Annotated in this window: 15 protein-coding genes; 3 read left to right on the top strand and 12 right to left on the bottom strand. The window is 66.9% G+C overall.

All coding sequences use genetic code 11. The features are described 5' to 3' along the window. Window positions 1-105 precede the first annotated feature (105 nt). Both JQ639_RS13560 and JQ639_RS13565 read right to left on the bottom strand, forming a co-directional pair. On the bottom strand, window positions 106-1,692 hold the full coding sequence (locus JQ639_RS13560) for a 2-isopropylmalate synthase (protein WP_211967215.1): 1,587 nt from the start codon (window positions 1,690-1,692) through the stop codon (window positions 106-108). A 117-nt stretch (window positions 1,693-1,809) separates the two neighbouring features. Further along, on the bottom strand, window positions 1,810-2,055 hold the full coding sequence (locus JQ639_RS13565) for a hypothetical protein (protein WP_211967214.1): 246 nt from the start codon (window positions 2,053-2,055) through the stop codon (window positions 1,810-1,812). Window positions 2,056-2,149: 94 nt separating this feature from the next. Here JQ639_RS13565 and JQ639_RS13570 point away from each other — a divergent pair, with 94 nt between their 5' ends. Together JQ639_RS13570 and JQ639_RS13575 are read left to right on the top strand one after the other, a co-directional pair. Next, window positions 2,150-2,497 carry an ArsR/SmtB family transcription factor gene (locus JQ639_RS13570; protein WP_211967213.1) on the top strand — a complete coding sequence of 116 codons (348 nt, stop codon included), beginning with the start codon at window positions 2,150-2,152 and terminating at the stop codon, window positions 2,495-2,497. A 54-nt stretch (window positions 2,498-2,551) separates the two neighbouring features. Then, on the top strand, window positions 2,552-3,040 hold the full coding sequence (locus JQ639_RS13575; RefSeq protein ID WP_211967212.1) for an SRPBCC family protein: 489 nt from the start codon (window positions 2,552-2,554) through the stop codon (window positions 3,038-3,040). Window positions 3,041-3,235: 195 nt separating this feature from the next. On the opposite strand, the gene JQ639_RS13580 is transcribed toward JQ639_RS13575, so the two are convergent. From JQ639_RS13580 to JQ639_RS13610, 7 genes are all read right to left on the bottom strand, one after another. Then, window positions 3,236-4,732, bottom strand: a complete 1,497-nt coding sequence (locus JQ639_RS13580; protein WP_211967211.1) for a sugar ABC transporter ATP-binding protein — start codon at window positions 4,730-4,732, stop codon at window positions 3,236-3,238. After that, window positions 4,729-5,826 (bottom strand): SMP-30/gluconolactonase/LRE family protein, encoded by a 1,098-nt coding sequence (locus JQ639_RS13585; RefSeq protein WP_211967210.1) that lies wholly within the window; start codon window positions 5,824-5,826, stop codon window positions 4,729-4,731. The genes JQ639_RS13580 and JQ639_RS13585 overlap by 4 nt, the downstream gene beginning before the upstream one ends. Further along, entirely contained in the window at window positions 5,823-7,940 is a 2,118-nt protein-coding gene (locus tag JQ639_RS13590) for an ABC transporter permease (protein ID WP_211967209.1), read from the bottom strand. The genes JQ639_RS13585 and JQ639_RS13590 overlap by 4 nt, the downstream gene beginning before the upstream one ends. A 227-nt stretch (window positions 7,941-8,167) precedes the next feature. Beyond that, on the bottom strand, window positions 8,168-9,160 hold the full coding sequence (locus tag JQ639_RS13595) for a sugar ABC transporter substrate-binding protein (RefSeq protein ID WP_249123839.1): 993 nt from the start codon (window positions 9,158-9,160) through the stop codon (window positions 8,168-8,170). A gap of 116 nt (window positions 9,161-9,276) precedes the next feature. Continuing rightward, complete coding sequence (locus JQ639_RS13600) at window positions 9,277-10,248, bottom strand: ABC transporter permease (RefSeq protein ID WP_211967207.1); 972 nt, start codon at window positions 10,246-10,248, stop codon at window positions 9,277-9,279. Between the two features lie 106 nt (window positions 10,249-10,354). After that, entirely contained in the window at window positions 10,355-11,950 is a 1,596-nt protein-coding gene (locus JQ639_RS13605; RefSeq protein WP_211967206.1) for a DHA2 family efflux MFS transporter permease subunit, read from the bottom strand. Then, entirely contained in the window at window positions 11,940-13,085 is a 1,146-nt protein-coding gene (locus JQ639_RS13610) for an HlyD family secretion protein (RefSeq protein ID WP_211967205.1), read from the bottom strand. Before JQ639_RS13610 ends, JQ639_RS13605 begins: the two co-directional genes overlap by 11 nt. A gap of 212 nt (window positions 13,086-13,297) precedes the next feature. Here JQ639_RS13610 and JQ639_RS13615 point away from each other — a divergent pair, with 212 nt between their 5' ends. After that, a complete protein-coding gene (locus tag JQ639_RS13615; RefSeq protein ID WP_211967204.1) occupies window positions 13,298-14,071 on the top strand; it encodes an AraC family transcriptional regulator in 774 nt (257 codons plus the stop codon). A 46-nt stretch (window positions 14,072-14,117) separates the two neighbouring features. Here the strand turns inward: JQ639_RS13615 and JQ639_RS13620 are convergent, their stop codons facing one another. The 3 genes from JQ639_RS13620 to JQ639_RS13630 all read right to left on the bottom strand — a co-directional run bounded on the left by JQ639_RS13620 (window position 14,118) and on the right by JQ639_RS13630 (window position 16,946). Continuing rightward, a complete protein-coding gene (locus JQ639_RS13620; protein ID WP_211967203.1) occupies window positions 14,118-15,071 on the bottom strand; it encodes a polyphosphate kinase 2 family protein in 954 nt (317 codons plus the stop codon). A 127-nt stretch (window positions 15,072-15,198) separates the two neighbouring features. Then, complete coding sequence (locus JQ639_RS13625; RefSeq protein ID WP_211967202.1) at window positions 15,199-15,918, bottom strand: NUDIX hydrolase; 720 nt, start codon at window positions 15,916-15,918, stop codon at window positions 15,199-15,201. After that, window positions 15,915-16,946, bottom strand: coding sequence for an ABC transporter substrate-binding protein (locus JQ639_RS13630; RefSeq protein WP_211967201.1), 1,032 nt, complete (start codon window positions 16,944-16,946; stop codon window positions 15,915-15,917). Before JQ639_RS13630 ends, JQ639_RS13625 begins: the two co-directional genes overlap by 4 nt. Window positions 16,947-16,956: the final 10 nt, after the last annotated feature.

A 16,956-nucleotide genomic window follows, 5' to 3' on the forward strand; every position in this document is an offset into this window, starting at 1 on the left:
CCACCGGCGGCAGCCTTGTCGGCCTCATCCTTCGAGACGCCCGCTGCGCGGGCTCCTCAGGATGAGGGGATAGGCGGCACGCCGCGAACGACGCGCCTGCCCTGTTCAGTGCGCCGCGGCGACCGGAGCTGCGTGCGCGTTCTGCTCGTCGCGCTGCTGCTTCATCACCAGCTTGTTGAGCGCGCCGAGATAGGCGTTGGCGGACGCCACCAGGGTGTCCGGGTCGGCGGCGCGGGCGGTCATCGAACGGCCGTTGTGCGACAGGCGGACTGAGACCTCGGCCTGGGCGTCGGTGCCCTCGGTGACCGCGTGCACCTGGTAGAGCTCGAGCTTGGCGTCGTGCGGCACCAGCGACTTGATGCAGTTGAACACCGCGTCGACCGGGCCGTTGCCTTCGGCTTCCTCGATCCGGACCTGGCCTTCGATGTCCAGCTTCATGGTCGCGCGCTGCGGACCATGGGTGCCGGCGATCACCGTCAGCGACAGCAGGCGGATGCGGTCGTTGGCGTGCACCAGCTTCTCGTCGACCAGCGCCTCGATGTCCTCGTCGTAGATGTGCTTCTTGCGGTCGGCCAGCGCCTTGAAACGCACGAAAGCATCTTCCAGCTGGTTGCCGGTGATCTTGTGGCCCAGCTCTTCCAGCTTGTGGATAAAGGCGTGACGGCCGGAGTGCTTGCCCATCACCAGCGAGGTCTGCTTCACGCCGACGGTCTCCGGCAGCATGATCTCATAGGTCTGGGCGTTCTTCAGCATGCCGTCCTGGTGGATGCCGCTCTCATGGGCGAACGCGTTGCGGCCGACGATCGCCTTGTTGTACTGCACCGGGAACGAGGTCGCCGCCGACACCACCTTGGAGGCGTGGGTCAGCAGGGTCGAGTCGATCCTGGTCCAGAACGGCAGCTTGTCGTTGCGCACCCGCATCGCCATCACGACTTCTTCCAGCGCCGCGTTGCCGGCGCGCTCGCCGATGCCGTTGATGGTGCACTCGATCTGGCGGGCGCCGGCGCGCACGCCGGCCATCGAGTTGGCGACCGCCATGCCCAGATCGTTGTGGCAGTGCACGGAGAACACCGCCTGGTCGGAGTTCGGCACATTCTCGCGCACCCGCTTGAACAGGTCGAAATACTCTTCCGGCACGCTGTAGCCGACGGTATCCGGAATGTTGATGGTGGTGGCGCCGGCCTTGATGGCGGCCTCGACACAGCGGCACAGGAAGTCGAACTCGGTGCGGGTACCGTCTTCCGACGACCATTCGACATTGTCGACATGGTTGCGGGCGCGCGTCACCGAGGAGATCACCAGCTCGTAGACGTCCTTGGGATCCATCTGCAGCTTGTACTTCATGTGCACCGGCGAGGTGGACAGGAAGGTGTGGATGCGGCCGCGCTTCGCCGGCTTGATCGCCTCGGCGCAGCGGTCGATGTCCTTGGCGCCGGCGCGCGACAGGCCGCACACCACGGCATTCTGGGTGCGCTTGGCGATCTCGTTGACCGCCTCGAAGTCGCCGTCGGAGGCGATCGGAAAGCCCGCCTCGATGACATCGACGCCCATGGTGTCGAGCAGCGCCGCGATGTTCAGCTTCTCCTCGAAGGTCATGGTCGCGCCGGGGCACTGCTCGCCATCGCGCAGCGTGGTGTCGAAAATGATGACGCGGTCTTGATCCGAGGGGGCGGCGGCGGAAGGGCTGGTCATGTGGCTGGTCCTTGAGATCTTTTGCGCCGTGATCGCGGATCGATCTTTCGAAGGCGCTGTCGGGGTTGCTTCGTCTTCAGTCCCCCTGAGTGCCCAGGCGCAAAAGCCCAGCCGGCCTCAGGGGCCAGTAAGCAGCAGAAGCTCGCCAAGAAGGAGGCCGGCACGCGCGGCAGCGGTACGGCAGGCGGCAATGGCCACCTTCCCGTCCAATCCCTGCGATGCGCTGCGAACCGTCATACTCGCGTCCCGTGACAACCGGAGTGTGGGCGACCAACGGTTGACGTTTGGTTGCCGGACCGGCGTAGCGCCGTTGTAGACGAGGAAGGCGACGCGCCGCAACGCCAAATAATCGGTCAGGATCACTGCCTTATCCGCGCTCAACGGGCGCCGCCGGGCTTCCCCGCAATACTTAAGTCACGACTTGACAATCAGCGCGCGTCAGCAAATACTCAAGTCCATGCTTAAGTATCAGGACATCGACGTCACCTTGCGCGCCCTCGCCGAGCCCACCCGGCGGGCGATCGTCGAGCGCCTGAGCGGCGGCCCGGCGACGGTCAGCGACCTCGCCGCGCCGTTCGACATGAGCTTTGCCGCCGTGGTCCAGCATCTCCAGGTGCTGGAAGGCTGCGGCCTGATCCGCAGCGAGAAGGTCGGCCGGGTCCGCACCTGCCGGCTGGAGCCGGCGGGCCTTGCACCCCTCGCCGACTGGGTGGCGCAGCGCCGTGCCTTCATGGAGCAGCGCTTCGACCGCCTCGGCGCATTGCTCAACGAAACCGACCCGCCGGCTCCGGCCGACGAGTCCTGACACCGCACGTCTCACCTTCCCGAAAAGTTCCCTGCGTAACGCCAAGGACATGCCATGAGCGAACCAACTGCGACTGCCACCAACCCCGATCTCGTGATCCACTCGACCTTCACGCTGGAGCGCCGCTACCCGCAGGCGCCCGCGCGGGTGTTCTTCGCCCATGCAGACGCGGCGATGAAGCGCCGCTGGTTCACCGAGGGCGACGGCTGGGACATCTCCAGCTACGCGCTCGACTTCCGTGTCGGTGGCCTGGAGTCGTCACGCTTCACTTTCCAGGGTGGCCCCGAGATCACCTACGATTCGGTGATCCAGGACATCGTGCAAGACCGCCGCATCGTGTTCGCCTATCGCATGACGGTCGCGGGGGCGCCGATCTCGGCATCGCTGTCGACCATCGAGCTCAAGCCCGACGGCCGCGGCACGTTGATGCGCTACACCGAGCAGGGCACCTATTTCGGCGATCCCAACGCGCCGGCGGGACGCGAGCACGGCTCGCGCGAACTGCTGGAGAAACTCGCCGCGGAGCTCGACCGCACGTCGTGAGCGACACCCGCACAGCAGCGTGATAGCTGCTGTGAAGATGAGCGCTTCTACATATGCAGCGTCATCACCGGGCCGACGCGTAGCGTCGAGACCCGGTGATCCAGCTTAAGAACTTGACGCGGTACGAAGCTGGATTGCCGGGTCAAGACCCGGCAATGACGCGGTAAGTGTGGCCGGCGCCCAAAGTCAACCGTATCAGTGGATGGCGGCATACATGATCTTTTCCTCGGTCGCCTCCAGCGCCGAGAACTCCTCCACCACCTTGCCCTGCCGACACACCAGGATGCGGTCGGACAGGGCGAGGATTTCGGGCAGGTAGGACGAGATCACCACCACCGCCTTGCCCTCGTCGGCAAGGCGGTTAATCAGTTCGTGGATCTCGACGATGGCGCCGACGTCGACGCCGCGCGTCGGCTCGTCGAAGACGATCAGGCTCGGCTCCTGCACCAGCGACTTGGCGATCACGACCTTCTGCTGGTTGCCGCCGGACAGTTCGACCACCCGCGCCTTGCTGCCGATCGCGCGCACCTTCAGCCGCGCGATCCAGCTGCCGCCGGTGTCCTGCGCCTCGCGCCCCGACAGCAGGAAACGCCCGCCGGGAAACTTGGCGAGCAACCCAAGGTAGATGTTGCGGGCGATCGACATGGTCTCGAAGAAGCCCTCGACCTTGCGATCCTCGGTGACATAGGCAACCCCCGCCTGCACCGCCGGCGCCGGCACGCGGTAGCGCACCGGCTTGCCACGCAGCAGGATCTCGCCGCCATGGAAGAAGTCGCGCTTGAGCACGCCGGCGACGATCTTGAAGGTCTCGGTGCGGCCGGCGCCGACGAGGCCGAACACACCGGTGATCTGGCCGGCGAACACCGACAGCGAATTGTTCTTCACCATCGGCGCCATCTTGAGATTCTCCACCGTCAGCGTGCGCTCGCCGGCGGGGCGTACCTGCGTCTTGCGGGTGCCATAGAGCGTGTTCGACAGGTCGCGCCCGACCATCGCCTGGACGATGCGGGCGCGGTCGAACGCCGTTGCATCGTCGGTGACCACATGCTTGCCGTCGCGCAGCACGGTGATGCGGTCGGCGAGCAGCAACGCCTCCTCCAGCGCGTGCGAGATGAACACGATCGAGACGCCGCGCGTCTTGAGGTCGCGCACGAGATCGAAGAAGTAGCTTTTCTCCTCCGGCGTCAGGGTCGCGGTCGGCTCGTCGAACACGATGACCTGCGCCTGGTGCAGCACCGCGCGGGCGATCTCCACCATCTGCTTCTTGGCGGCGCCGAGCAGGCCGACGGTCGCGGTCGGCGTGACATCGAAATTCAGCGACTGCAGGAACTGCTGCGCGGCGATGTAGATGCCGCGCAGGCGGTTGTAGAATTTTTCCTGCCCCAGAAACAGGTTCTGTGCCACCGTCATGGTCGGCACCAGGCTGTTCTCCTGGAACACCATGGCGATGCCGAGATGGCGCGCCTCCAGCGGCGTTCGTGGCGTCACCTCGACACCGTTGACCAGCATGGCGCCGGAGGTCAGCGCCACCACGCCGGCCATCGCCTTGGTCAATGTCGACTTACCCGCGCCGTTCTCGCCGACGAGCGCATGGATCTCGCCGCGGCGAAGCGTGAAGTCGACGCCATCGATCGCCGGCACGCCGGCATAGAGCTTGGTGGCCTTGCGGAATTCCACGACATTGTCGGTCATGCGCCGCGCTCCCCCTGCAGCATGGCGAGCGGCAGCCGCAGCAGCCGGCCCGGCCCTTTGGCAAGCACATAGAGTGCGTCTGCCGCCTCGACCGCGGCGACCACGCCATGGTTGCTGCCGTCGACGCGGCTGTGCAGCGACATCAGTGGCATGCCCTCCGCGCTGAGACGGATCACGAGACCATAGGAGCGCGGCGGCGCCCATGGCTTGACCACGCCCATGGTCTTGAGATGGGCGCCCTGCATCGGCTCGCGGAACGAATGCCCCGAGCGCAGCCGCGGCACGATCCAGTCCTGCGGATCAAGCTCCTGCATCATCCGCCGGCGATAGCCGGCCTCGCGCAGCACGAACTCGACGAGCTGGGTGCGCGCGATGAACGCCGTCAGCCAGAAGCCGCCATCGGCGGCGCGCGACAGCCGCGACGGATACACCGGCAGATGATCGAGCACCGGCCGCACCGCGCCATCGGGGCCAACCGCAATCAGGCGATGCCGCCAGCTCTCGCTGACGAATGCCTCCGGACCATGGGCGACAGCACCGAATGCATAGTGCAGGCCGTCGGCGACGACCCGCACGCTACGCGTCGGGAGGTCGATCGCTACCAGCCGTCCGGTACGGCCGCGATTCATCAGATCGTGCGCCCAGTCGTCGACCGATTGCTCGGCCGAGCCTTCGGTCGCCAGCAATGTGCCGGCTGGCCCCTGGGCGAGGGCATTGATCGCCCTCACGCCATCCGGCGTCATCGGTGCCCGGCGATCCTCGCCGGACACCGGATCGATCAGATGCAGCACACGGCCATCGACGGCGATCGCGAGCGCACCATCGTCGCAGTTGCAGATCGCGGTGATCGGACCATCGAATCGGCGGATCTCGCCGAGGGCGCCGGCCGCAAGACGCAGCACCTTGTCGCCATCGGCCACCAGCAGCGCACCGTCACTCGCAGCGAGATCCTCGAATGTCGCTGACGTCGCCACCACCTCCGCCTCTTCGAGGCGCTGGTTCGGCTTGAGCGCGCCGTCGAACGGCGGCACAGTGATCGCCGCGTCGCCGCGGCCGAGCAGGTTGTTGGTCAGGCTGCGCAGCGCCGCGATCATGGCTGCGTCCCCCAGCGGCGGTCATACTGCACGAAGTCCGGATCGGCGCCGGTGAGCTTGTAGCGGCCGATGCGATTGTTGGCGATGCCGCCGAGATAGAGGTAGCCGCGGTGCTCGCGCATCGAGGTGATCATCGGATGGTTGAGGCCGGCGAGGTCCCAGAACGACTCCAGCACCTCGCCCTTCTCGTTGAATTTCAGCACGCAGCCGGTGTTGATGTTGGGGAACAGCCACTCATCGAGCGGCAGCCGCTTGCCCATGCGCCGGCGGAAGCCCGGCATCCGCCAGGCGAGATCGAGCGCCGGCGAACGCATGCCGACCAGCGCCAGCCAGTAGTTGCCATCGGAGGCGAGATTGATGTTGTCCGGAAAGCCCGGCAGGTTGTCCATCACGGTCTCGACCTGGCCCTGCTTCGGGCCATCGAACCAGTAGCGCTTGACCGAGCAGCCCCACGTCTCGGCGAACAGGATCGACTGGCGGTCGCTGGCGATGCAGATGCCGTTGGGGAATTTGAGGCCGCGCAGCACCGTGCGCGTGGTCTTGCGCCCGGGATCGTAGCAGATGATGCGGCCGTTGCCGCGCGCCTCCAGCCCGTCCACCGGCCACTCGTGCATCTCGTAGCGGACGGTCGCCTCGGAGAAGAAGATGCGGCCATCGTCGGCGATGTCGAGGTCATCGGCGAGCCGCAGCCGGCTGTCGTCGTTCACGGATGTGAGGCTGCGGTTGGTCTCGTCGGTGGCCTTCTCGATCTTGCGATCCGGCGCGATGCGGTAGAGCCCCATGCCGCCGATGCAGCAGTAGAGATTATCGTTGCGGTCGAACGCCATGCCGAGCGGCTGGCCGCCGATGTGAGCGAACACTTCCATCTGCTGATAGTCGGGAGCAAGGAAGCGCACGATGTCGCCATGGCGCGAGCCGGCGTAGAGGTGGTCGTGGCGATCGAGGATGACGTCCTCCGGCGCCTCGATGCGGCCGAGCCCGATCAGCTCGACGTCGCGCAGCTTGTCGTTCTGCTCGAACGGCCCGCCGGCCCCCACCGCGGTCGGCGGCGGAGGCGGCAGCGCGTGGTAGGTCGGGCTGACATAGACCTTGCTGATGATACGGGTGCGGTTCTTCAGCCAGCGGATGTCGATGACAGCGGCGACCAGCAGGATGGCGGCGAGCACCATGCGGTTGAAGCCGCCGCGCACCGACAGCGTCGTCAGGCCGTTGGTGACCAGCAGCACGATCAGCGTGCCCGCCAGCGCCTTGGCCACCGAGCCGTTGCCGCCGCCGAGCGTGATGCCGCCGAGCACGGTCGCGGTCAGCACCGTGACCTCGAGACCGACGCCGACGTCGCCGCCGACGGTGCCGAGCCGCGCGGCGAAGAACAGCGCGCCGGTCGCGGTCAGCACGCCACTCGCCACGTAGCACAGCGCGATCGTGCGCCGCACCGGGATGCCGGAGTTGTAGGCCGAGCGGCGCGAGCCGCCGATCGCGGTGATGTGCCAGCCGGGGCGCAGGCGGGTGAGGAAGACATGGCCGAACACCGCCACCACGATGTACACCAGCGCGACGCTGGGCACGCCCAGCACGTCGCCGCCGCCGATGAAATCCCACGACGGAAAGTCGGGAAACGCCGCCGCGATCTTGTTGGAGTTGTTGACCAGCAGGAGATCGTAGGTCGAGCGATAGATGATCAGGGTGATCAGCGTGGTGATGAACGCGCGCAGGCGCAGGTAGCCGATCAGGAGGCCGTTGACTGCCCCCAGCACCGCGCCGCAGGCGAGCGTCGCCGCGATCACCGCCGGCACCGGCCAGTTCAGCACGTCCAGGCAGTACAGCGCGCAGAAGTCGCACAGCGCGAACATCGAGCCGACCGACAGGTCGATGCCGCCGACGATGACCACCAGCGCCATGCCGAGCACGACAAAGCCGATCTCGCCGGCCTGCCGCGCGGTGTCGGCAAGCCCGGCCGGCGACAGGAAACCGTCGATCACCCGGCTGAGCACGATGCCGACGATCAACAGCACGATCACCGGGATCGCCGTCTCGGTCCAGCGCTTGGAGAGGATCTCGCCGAGAAGATGGTCCGGCCAGTACCGGGATTTCAGACGAACGAACGCTTCCTGCATCGGCGACCTTGAGACAAACTGCGAGTAACAATCTTTACGGAGTGCGTGGGGTCGACTGAGCTGCAAGGCTCAGATTCGATCCGTCACCCTGAGGTGGCCGCGCCTGGCGCGGCCCTCGAAGGGCGACGGCCGAAGCGCATCGGCCGTTCATCCTTCGAGGCTCGCTTCGCTCGCACCTCAGGATGACGGAGATCGAGCGAATCCCAGCCTTGAGCTGTCGTGGTACATCACTTCTTCAGGTCGCTCAGGTTCCAGCAGGTGGTGTCGAGCCCGGCGTTGTCTTTTGTGATCGGGATCAGCGTGGTGTAGATCGAGCCCTTGGCCGACCCCGGTTTCACGCCCGACGACAGCAGCCACTTGATCATCGCCGCCATGTCGGCGGCCTGGGTCGGCACGTCGTAGCTGACGTCGAGGTCGAACGCGCCGGACTTGACCAGCTCGCAGGCGCCGCGCCGTTCGCCGCCGCCGGACGTCGCCAGGAACACTTTGCCGGTGAGCCCGGCCTCCTTCACCGCCGCGGCGGTGCCGATGTCCATGCCGTCCCAGAAGCCGACGATGCCGCACAGGTCCGGATTCTGCTTCAGCACGGTCTGGGTGATGGCCTTGGCCTTGGCGGCATCCCAGTCCGCGGCCTGGCTCGACACCACCTTGATCTCCGGATGCCTGGCGAGCACGTTCTCGACGCCCTTCAGTGTGTAGGCGGACGCCGCCGCCGACAGCGCCCCCTGCACGATGGCGATCTTGTTGGACTTGCCTTCGCAGGCCTTGACCACGGCCTCGGCATCGCGCTCGCCGATCTCGATCCAGTTGGCGCCGACGAACGCCGAAGAGCGGTAGACCGACCCCATGTTGATCTGGATGACGTAGATACCCTCGTTCTCGGCGCGCTGCATCAGCTTGGCGTAGGTCTGCACGTCGGGATTGTGCACGATGATCGCCGCCGGCTTCTCGGAGAGAAGGGTCGTCACCGCCTGGGCGCCGGCGGACGTCGACCAGTTGGGATCGCGCACGATCACCTTGACGCCGTAGGGCTCGAGCTCTTTCTTGACGCCCGCGAACCAGCCCTCGGTGAGGTCGAAGTTCATCGCCACCGGCACATAGGCCACCGTCTTGCCGGCGAGCGCGGCCTTGAACGGCGCCTGGAACGGCTCATCGAGCCCCTGCTGCGCCATCGCCGGCCCGGCGGCCGCCATTGCCGCCAGCGCGGCGCCGCCCAGCATCGCCAGATGTTTCGTCACTCCGGAAACCATAGCAACCTCCCTGTTGTTCGACGGCGCCTTGCCGGCGCGTTGTTCGTTGTCGGTGAAGCAATGATGGCCTGCGCGACGGCGGCGCCTCAGATGTCGCCCTGCTGCGCGGTCTCCTCGTTGCGCGGATTGAGAAACGAATCGGTGATCACCGCGATCAGCAGCACCACGCCCTTGACCAGGTTCTGGCCCGAATAGGACACGTCCATGATGGTCATGCCGTTGAGCATGGTGCCGATCAGCAGCGTGCCGATCACCACGTTGAGCACGCCGCCGCGGCCGCCGGACAGGCCGATGCCGCCAAGCACCACCACCAGGATGACGTCGTAGATCATCGTCGAGTTGAAGATACGGGTCGGCATGCTGTTGACGGAGGACGCCATGACCAATCCCGCGAAGCAGCCGATCAGCGCCGCCAGCATATACTGCAGCACGATGAGCGGCCGGGTCGGAATGCCGGTGACGCGCGCGCCATAGGGATTGTCGCCGAGGGCATAGATGTAGGCGCCGAACCGCGTCTGCCGCAGCAGGAAGGCGACCACGACGCAGGCGATGGCGAACACGATGATCGGCATGGGAATGCCGAGCAGCCGGCCCTGCCCGAGGCGCTCGAAGCCATCCATGCCGGCGCTCCACTGCACGACGTCGAGCTTGAACAGCGCCACCTGGCCGAGACCGGCGAGGAACAGGCCGGTCGCCAGCGTCGTGAACAGCGAGGGCACCTCGGCATACGCAATGAGCCAGCCATTGACCGCGCCGAACACCAGCGACAACGCCAGCGCCGCGGCCAGCGCGGTGGGCAGCGACGCGCCGTCCTGCACCATTTGCAGCACGAGGCCGGGAGGAACCGCGAGCGCAGCGATCAGCGAAATATCGATGCCGCGGCCGATCACCACCAGCGCCATCGCGAGGCCAAGAATGCCCAGCACCGCCACGTTCTGCAGCAGCGTGAACATATTCTGCGTGGTGGCAAATCCTGGAAGAAAGATCGCGAATGCCAGAAACAGAACGGCAAAGATGCCGAACACAATGCCCTGTTGGCTGATTCGCTTGAGCGCCATCCCCGAACTCTTTTTTGTCTTCTGAGCGGTATCCTCTGATGACTGTTTTGCGATTGCAAGTCCTATTCGCTGACGCATCGCTGCGGCAGCGCATTGCGTGCAGCGCTCAGGACCGCGCGCCGCGCGACGTTCCCCGCAGCATGAAAGCGGCGAGCGTGCACAACACCATGGCGCCTCCCGCGAGCAGGAACGTATCGCTGTAGGCGAGCAGGCGCGCCTCGCGGTGCACCAGCATATCGAACACCGCAAGGGCCTGCTGGCGCAGCGGCGCGGTCGCCGCGCCATGCATCGCCGCGAAGCGATCGACATGCAGGCCGCCGAACCGCCGCACCAGCGCGATCATCCGCTCCTGAGTCTCCGGGCTGAACGGATTGACCGCCTCGCCGATGCGCAGCGCATGCAGCTTCTCGCGCTCGACCACGATCTGGCTGGCGATCGCGATGCCGATGGCGCCGCCGACATTGCGCACGGTCGAGAACAGCCCCGCGGCCGAGCCGAGTTGCGCCTTCTCCATGCCCTGCACCGCCATCACCGACAGCGCCACCACCACCAGCGACTGGCCGATGCCGCGCACCACCAGCGACGGGATGATAACGTTGCGCCCGGCATTGCCGTCGAGATGGATGTTCATCAGGCAGCCGGCCGCGACCAGCGCGAAGCCGACGATGATGACGAAGCGCGGGCTGGTGCGCTTCATCAGCGGCGGCGTCATGAACGACATCGCGAACTGCACGAGACCGTAAGGGATCATCGCGAGTCCGATCTCGCGGGCGTTGAAGCCATGCAGTTCGGCGAAGTAGTTCGGCACCAGGAAGACGACGCCGAACACCACGCCGCCGAAGGTGAACTGCATGACGCTGGCGAGGCCGAAATTGTAACGCCCAAGCAGCCGCAGGTTGATGAAGGGATCGGCGCGCCTGAGTTCGATCACCACGAACAGCACCATGCCGAGCGCGGCGATCACCGACATCTGCACGATCAAGCTCGAAGCGAACCAGTCCTTGCGGCCGCCCTCCTCCAGCACGATCTGCAGCGCGCTGAGGCCCACCGCCATGCTTAGGATGCCGCCCCAGTCGCCGTTGCGCAGCTTGTCGATGCGCACCGCCTGCGCATGGATCGACCAGGTGATCGCCCCGAGCAGCGCAAGGCCCGGCGGGATCTGGAGATAGAAGATCCAGCGCCACGAATAGGCGTCGGTCAACCAGCCGCCGATCGAAGGGCCCGCCGCCTGGGCAACATTATTGGCGACCGCGAACAGCGCCATGCCGAGCGGATGTTTCGACGGCGGCAGTTCGGTGACGATGAGCTGGAACGACAGCGGAATCAGCACGCCGCCGAATGCGCCCTGCAGGGCGCGGGCGACGATCATGATGTCGATGGTCGGCGCCAGCGAGCACAGCACCGAGAACACCAGAAAGCCGGCGGTGCCGACGATCAGCACGCGGCGCATCGAGAACACCGTCACCAGCCAGCCGGTCAACGGGATGATGATGATCTCGGCAACGAGATAGGCCGTCGTGATCCACGAGCCCTCCTCGAACGTCGCGCCGAGCGAGCCGCGGATGTCCGGCAGCGAGGCGTTGGTGACATGAACGTTCATGCCGGCCATGAAGCAGCCGAACACGCCGCCGATCACGGCGACCCACGCCCGCAGCGGCACCGCCGGCTCGGCGGCGGCGGCCGTCGCAGTGTCAGCGGCCATGGGAGGCATCCCCGCGGGTGTCGACATGAGCCACCACCGACAGGCCGGGCCGCAACTCCGCGACACGGCGCTGGCCGGCATCGAGCTTGATGCGCACCGGCATGCGCTGCACGATCTTGGTGAAGTTGCCGGTGGCGTTGTCCGGCGGCAGCAGTGCGAACTGCGCGCCGGACGCCGGGGCGAAGCTGTCGACACGACCATGCAGCGTCTCGCCATCGAAGGCATCGACCTCGACCGTCACCGCCTGCCCCCGCGCGATGCGGCCGAGCTGCGTCTCCTTGAAGTTGGCGACGACATACGCGTCGTGCGGCACCACCGCGAGCAGCGGCTGGCCGGGATCGACATACTGCCCGGCGCGCACCACGCGCTGGCCGATCAGGCCATCGACCGGCGCGCGTAGCGCGGTGTTGTCGAGATCGATCGTCGCCAGCGCCAGCGCCGCCTGCGCCTGCTGCAGCACGGCCCGCGCCTTGTCGCACGCTGCCGCCTTGCCGCGCTGCTCCGCCTCCAGCACGCTCAGACGCGCGCGCTGCGACGCCAGCGCCGCCTGGGCGCCGCGCAGCGTCGCGGCGGCCTTGGTGTGATCGGCGTCCGCCGCCTCGAAGCGCTGCTGGCTGCTGACCTGCCGCTCGGCGAGGCCGCGCTGGCGCTCCCACTCCAGCGAAGTGCGGCGCAGCTCAGCATCCATCGCCGCGGCTTCCGCCTCGGCCTGGCTGATCAGGCTGCGCTGCTGGGCGACCTGCGCATCGAGGGTGGCGACACCGGCGGTCTCGACCGCGATGTCGGCGTCCGCCGCCGCCACCGCGGCGCGCGCCTGATCGGCGCGTGCGCGAAACGGCCCGGCATCGATCCGCGCCAGCACGTCGCCGCGGCGCACCGCCTGGTTGTCGCCGACATCGACCTCGGCGACATAGCCGGAGATGCGCGCGCTGATGGTCACGACATCGGCGCGGACATAGGCGTTGTCGGTGCTTTCGATGAAACGCCCGGTCAACCACCAGTGCCCGCCGTAGCCAAGCGCGAGCAGCGCGGCGAGGCCGCCGCCGACGCGCGGGCCGAGGCGGCGCGCCGCCTGCAGCAGGGGGCGCCGGGTCGGCGCATCGGGGCGGGCGGCATCGAAGGTGGCTTGCGTCATGATCGTTTCGCGCATGGCGGCCGGCCGACGGGCGCGGCCCGCCCGGCACGGGCAGGCCGCCACAGCCACGGGATGGGCCCCGCGCCATGTTCCGTCGTCCAGCCTGGAGGGTCACTGGAGCATGCGGCGCGCCGGCATGACGCACCGCGGGAGCTGAGTTACCGCGACACGCCTTGTCATTCGCACTGCTTCAGGACAATGATCGTCGCGAAATGGACATCGAACGCACCCACGAAGCCTGCCAGCTCGCGCCGCGGCCGCTGGCTGCCATGGCCAGCAGCCACCCCGATGGCGAAGTCATCCCGCCCCACGACCATCCGCGGGCGCAGCTCGTGCACGCCATCGCCGGGGTGATGACGGTCACCTGCCCGCCCGGCAGCTGGGTTGTGCCGAGCGGACGCGCGGTGTGGATGCCCGCCGGCATCCCCCACGCCATTCGCATCGCCGGCCAGGTCGAAATGCGCACGGTGTTCGTGTCACCCGACGCGCGGGCCGACCTGCCGCGCGACTGCGAAGTGATCGAGGTGTCGCCGCTGCTGCGGGCGCTGGTGGTGGCGGCGACGCGGCTGCCGTTCGACTACGACGCCTCCGGCCGCGACGGCCGCATCATGGAGCTGATCCTCGACGAGCTGCGGCTCGCGCCGCGTCTCTCCATGCATGTGCCCATGCCGCGCGATCCGCGGCTTGCCAGACTGTGCGACGCCCTGATCGCCGATCCGGCGGCGGCGGTGACGCTGGAGAGCCTCGCCGCCGACCATGCCATGAGCGGACGCACGCTGGCGCGGCTGTTCCACCGCGAACTCGGCATGAGCTTCGGGGAATGGCGGCGGCGCATGCGGCTTCTGCTCAGCCTGCCACGCCTTGCCGCCGGCGCCTCGATCCTCGAGGTCGCGCTCGAACATGGCTACCAGAGCCCGAGCGCATTCGCCGCGATGTTCAAGCGCACCTTCGGCATCACGCCGAGCCATTATCTCGGGGACGACTGACGCGATCCCGGTGACGATCGACGCGCCGCCTCCGGGCGGAGCGCGCTCAGCGCTTTTGCGCCTTGCGTCCCTCGCGCTCCAGCGCCGCCTGCACCTTGTCGAATTCGCCGAGCGCGGCCTTGTCGACCTTGGGATACTCGAGCTTGAGCGAGTCCAGCGCGGTGATGATGGTCGAGCCGATCACCACGCGGGCGAACCATTTGTGATCGGCCGGCACCACATGCCAGGGCGCGAGCTTCGTGCCGGTGTGAGCGATCACGTCCTGGTAGGCGGCCTGGTACTTGGCCCAGCGCTGACGCTCGTTGACGTCGTCCATCGAGAACTTCCAGCGCTTGCCCGGCTCTTTCAACCGATCGAGGAAGCGCTGGCGCTGTTCCTCCTTGGAGACGTTGAGGAAGAATTTCAGGATCAGCACGCCGTTGCGCGACAGGTAGCGTTCATAGGCGTTGATGTCCTCGAACCGCTCGCGCCAGATGTTCTTGGTGACGAGAGATTTCGGCAGCTTCTGCCTGGCGAGGATCTCTGGATGGACGCGAACGATCAGGCACTCCTCGTAATGAGAGCGGTTGAAGATGCCGATGCGGCCGCGCTCGGGCAGCTCGCGGGTCGCGCGCCACAGATAGTCGTGGCTGAGTTCGCGGCTCGACGGCGTCTTGAACGAGGCGACATCGACGCCTTGCGGGTTGACGCCGGAGAACACGTGCTCGATGGCGCTGTCCTTGCCCGCCGCGTCCATGCCCTGGAAGATCAGCAGCATCGCCCAGCGGCCATTGGCGTAGAGCCGCTCCTGCAGGCCCGCGAGCAGCTTGCGGTTGCTCTCGATGATGTCCTGCGCCGCCGCCTTGTCGAGGCCGCCCTTCTCGCTGGTCTTGTGCGACACCAGACGAAACGACTGCGAGCCGTCGGCGATGAAAGGCGTGACATAGCGCTTGAGACCGGCAACGGCGCTGGATTTAACAGAACCGGACTTGCTGGGGCTGGATTTGCTGGCTTTCGGCATCGACGATGAAACTCCGGCAGGCGATGGCAGAACAGGCGGCGCAGCCGCGTGATGGTCAACGCACCGGCGCGCGTCGAGTTTCAGGGACAATGCGCCGGCGGGTCAAGTCCGCAGGACACGCAGGCGTTCACGGCCGCGGCAGTATCGCGTCGAGGAACGCCGTGATGAAGCGCGGCATCGTCGGCCGGAAAGCAGCGCGGTCGCTCACGAGGTGGATCGCGCTCAGCTCCGGCCGGTCCTGCGTCGCCAGCCACGCCGTGATCCTCGCCTGCAGCACGGCGGCGGGCATATCGACATCGAGCCGGCGCATGAACGCAATCCACTGCTCGGTGCGCACGCAAGTCCAGTCGTCGGCGGCCCGGTAGTCCGCCAGCGTCAGGCCGACCTCCTCCTCGACCTCGCGCGTGACGCTGTAGGCCATGTCGACATGGTCGCCGCGGATGTCGCTGGGATCGGGCGTGCCGGCGGGGAAGTAGATCCGGCCCGCGGTCGCGGTGTGCGGCGCCATCTCGCCGAGCAGGAAGCCGCCGTCGCTGCCGCGCAGCGCACCCATGCCGAACCCGTTGAAGACATCCCTGTCGGGACAGCCCCAGTGCACCCAGGCGAGAAAGGCGGCGTAGTCGACCTCGAAGTAGCGGGCGCGAAACGTGTCGCCGTCGTCTTGCGGATCGCGCAGCAGCAGCACGCGGCCGTTCCACACCGCCCGCGTCTCCTGCACGCGGGCGAAGTGATCGGCGATCTCCGCCGCCCGCTCGCGCGCGAATGGCCAGTCCCACGGCTCGAACGCGAGATCGAGATGCCGCACCCGCCGCAGCGTCAGCGGCGGCGCGGTCGCCTCGGCACTCATTTCTCTGCTGCAGCCTTGGCGACGAACCGCCCGTCGAAGGTGCGCGGCAGGTCGATCCTGGCGTCCTTCAGCTCGGGATCGAACTGCAAGAGCATGTCGAGCGCATTCTTCATGCCCTCGGGCGGGATGACGCCGGTCCGGGAGTACATCGGCGCCGACGCCTTGACGGACGCCAGATACAGCGCCTTGTCACCGAGATAGTATTCCTCCGGCACGGTCCTGGCAACGTCCTCGGGCGTGGCCTTGGCCAGCCACTTCAGCGACTTGTAGAAGGCATTGACGATGTGCTGGGTGGTGACCGGATATTTCGCGATGAAATCGCGCTTGAGATAGACCACCGCCGCGGGGTTGTTGCCGCCGAACAGCTTCATGTTGCCTTCTTCGGTACGGGTATCGGCCAGCACGGCGATGTCGCCGTCCTGCTCGAGCTTGGTCATCACCGGATCGAGGTTCGACATCGCATCGATGTCGCCCTTTTTCATTGCCGCGACCGCGCTCATGCCGGCGCCGACGCCGATGATGGCGACATCGTCGGCCTTCAGGCCCTCGCGCGCGATCAGCGCATTGACGAAGAAGTTGGTGGACGAGCCCGGCGCAGTGACGCCGATCTTCATGCCCTTGAGATCCCTGAACGACTTGACGCCGGCGGCACGGTCCTTGCGCACGCCGAGCACGATGCCGGGGAAGCGGCCGAGTTCGAGCACCGCGGCGATCTCCTGGCCCTTGGCCTGCATGCGGATGGTGTGCTCATAGGCGCCGGTGACGACGTCGGCCGACCCCCCGATCAGCGACTGCAGCGCCTTGGCGCCGCCGCCGAAGTCGGTGATGGTGACGTTGAGGCCCTCTTCCTTGAAATACCCCAGACGCTCGGTCAGCGTCAGCGGCAGATAGTACAAGAGGCTCTTGCCGCCGACGCCGAGGATCAGGTCGGGCTTCTCGATCGCCTGCGCCGAGGCGAGCGAGGTCAGGCTGGCGAGCAGCGTAACAGCTCCCAGAAGGCGTTTGCCGATCTTGCCGATTGTTGTCATGACGTTTCTC

This window comes from Bradyrhizobium sp. U87765 SZCCT0048 (genome assembly GCF_018131225.1).
GTDB lineage: Bacteria > Pseudomonadota > Alphaproteobacteria > Rhizobiales > Xanthobacteraceae > Bradyrhizobium_A.

What these genes read in the sequence shown, in the direction of transcription:
- JQ639_RS13560 (WP_211967215.1), bottom strand. Translation starts at nt 1,692, where the DNA reads ATGACCAGCCCTTCCGCCGCCGCCCCCTCGGATCAAGACCGCGTCATC.
- JQ639_RS13570 (WP_211967213.1), top strand. Translation starts at nt 2,150, where the DNA reads ATGCTTAAGTATCAGGACATCGACGTCACCTTGCGCGCCCTCGCCGAG.
- JQ639_RS13575 (WP_211967212.1), top strand. Translation starts at nt 2,552, where the DNA reads ATGAGCGAACCAACTGCGACTGCCACCAACCCCGATCTCGTGATCCAC.
- JQ639_RS13580 (WP_211967211.1), bottom strand. Translation starts at nt 4,732, where the DNA reads ATGACCGACAATGTCGTGGAATTCCGCAAGGCCACCAAGCTCTATGCC.
- JQ639_RS13585 (WP_211967210.1), bottom strand. Translation starts at nt 5,826, where the DNA reads ATGATCGCGGCGCTGCGCAGCCTGACCAACAACCTGCTCGGCCGCGGC.
- JQ639_RS13590 (WP_211967209.1), bottom strand. Translation starts at nt 7,940, where the DNA reads ATGCAGGAAGCGTTCGTTCGTCTGAAATCCCGGTACTGGCCGGACCAT.
- JQ639_RS13595 (WP_249123839.1), bottom strand. Translation starts at nt 9,160, where the DNA reads ATGCTGGGCGGCGCCGCGCTGGCGGCAATGGCGGCCGCCGGGCCGGCG.
- JQ639_RS13600 (WP_211967207.1), bottom strand. Translation starts at nt 10,248, where the DNA reads ATGGCGCTCAAGCGAATCAGCCAACAGGGCATTGTGTTCGGCATCTTT.
- JQ639_RS13605 (WP_211967206.1), bottom strand. Translation starts at nt 11,950, where the DNA reads ATGGCCGCTGACACTGCGACGGCCGCCGCCGCCGAGCCGGCGGTGCCG.
- JQ639_RS13610 (WP_211967205.1), bottom strand. Translation starts at nt 13,085, where the DNA reads ATGACGCAAGCCACCTTCGATGCCGCCCGCCCCGATGCGCCGACCCGG.
- JQ639_RS13615 (WP_211967204.1), top strand. Translation starts at nt 13,298, where the DNA reads ATGGACATCGAACGCACCCACGAAGCCTGCCAGCTCGCGCCGCGGCCG.
- JQ639_RS13620 (WP_211967203.1), bottom strand. Translation starts at nt 15,071, where the DNA reads ATGCCGAAAGCCAGCAAATCCAGCCCCAGCAAGTCCGGTTCTGTTAAA.
- JQ639_RS13625 (WP_211967202.1), bottom strand. Translation starts at nt 15,918, where the DNA reads ATGAGTGCCGAGGCGACCGCGCCGCCGCTGACGCTGCGGCGGGTGCGG.
- JQ639_RS13630 (WP_211967201.1), bottom strand. Translation starts at nt 16,946, where the DNA reads ATGACAACAATCGGCAAGATCGGCAAACGCCTTCTGGGAGCTGTTACG.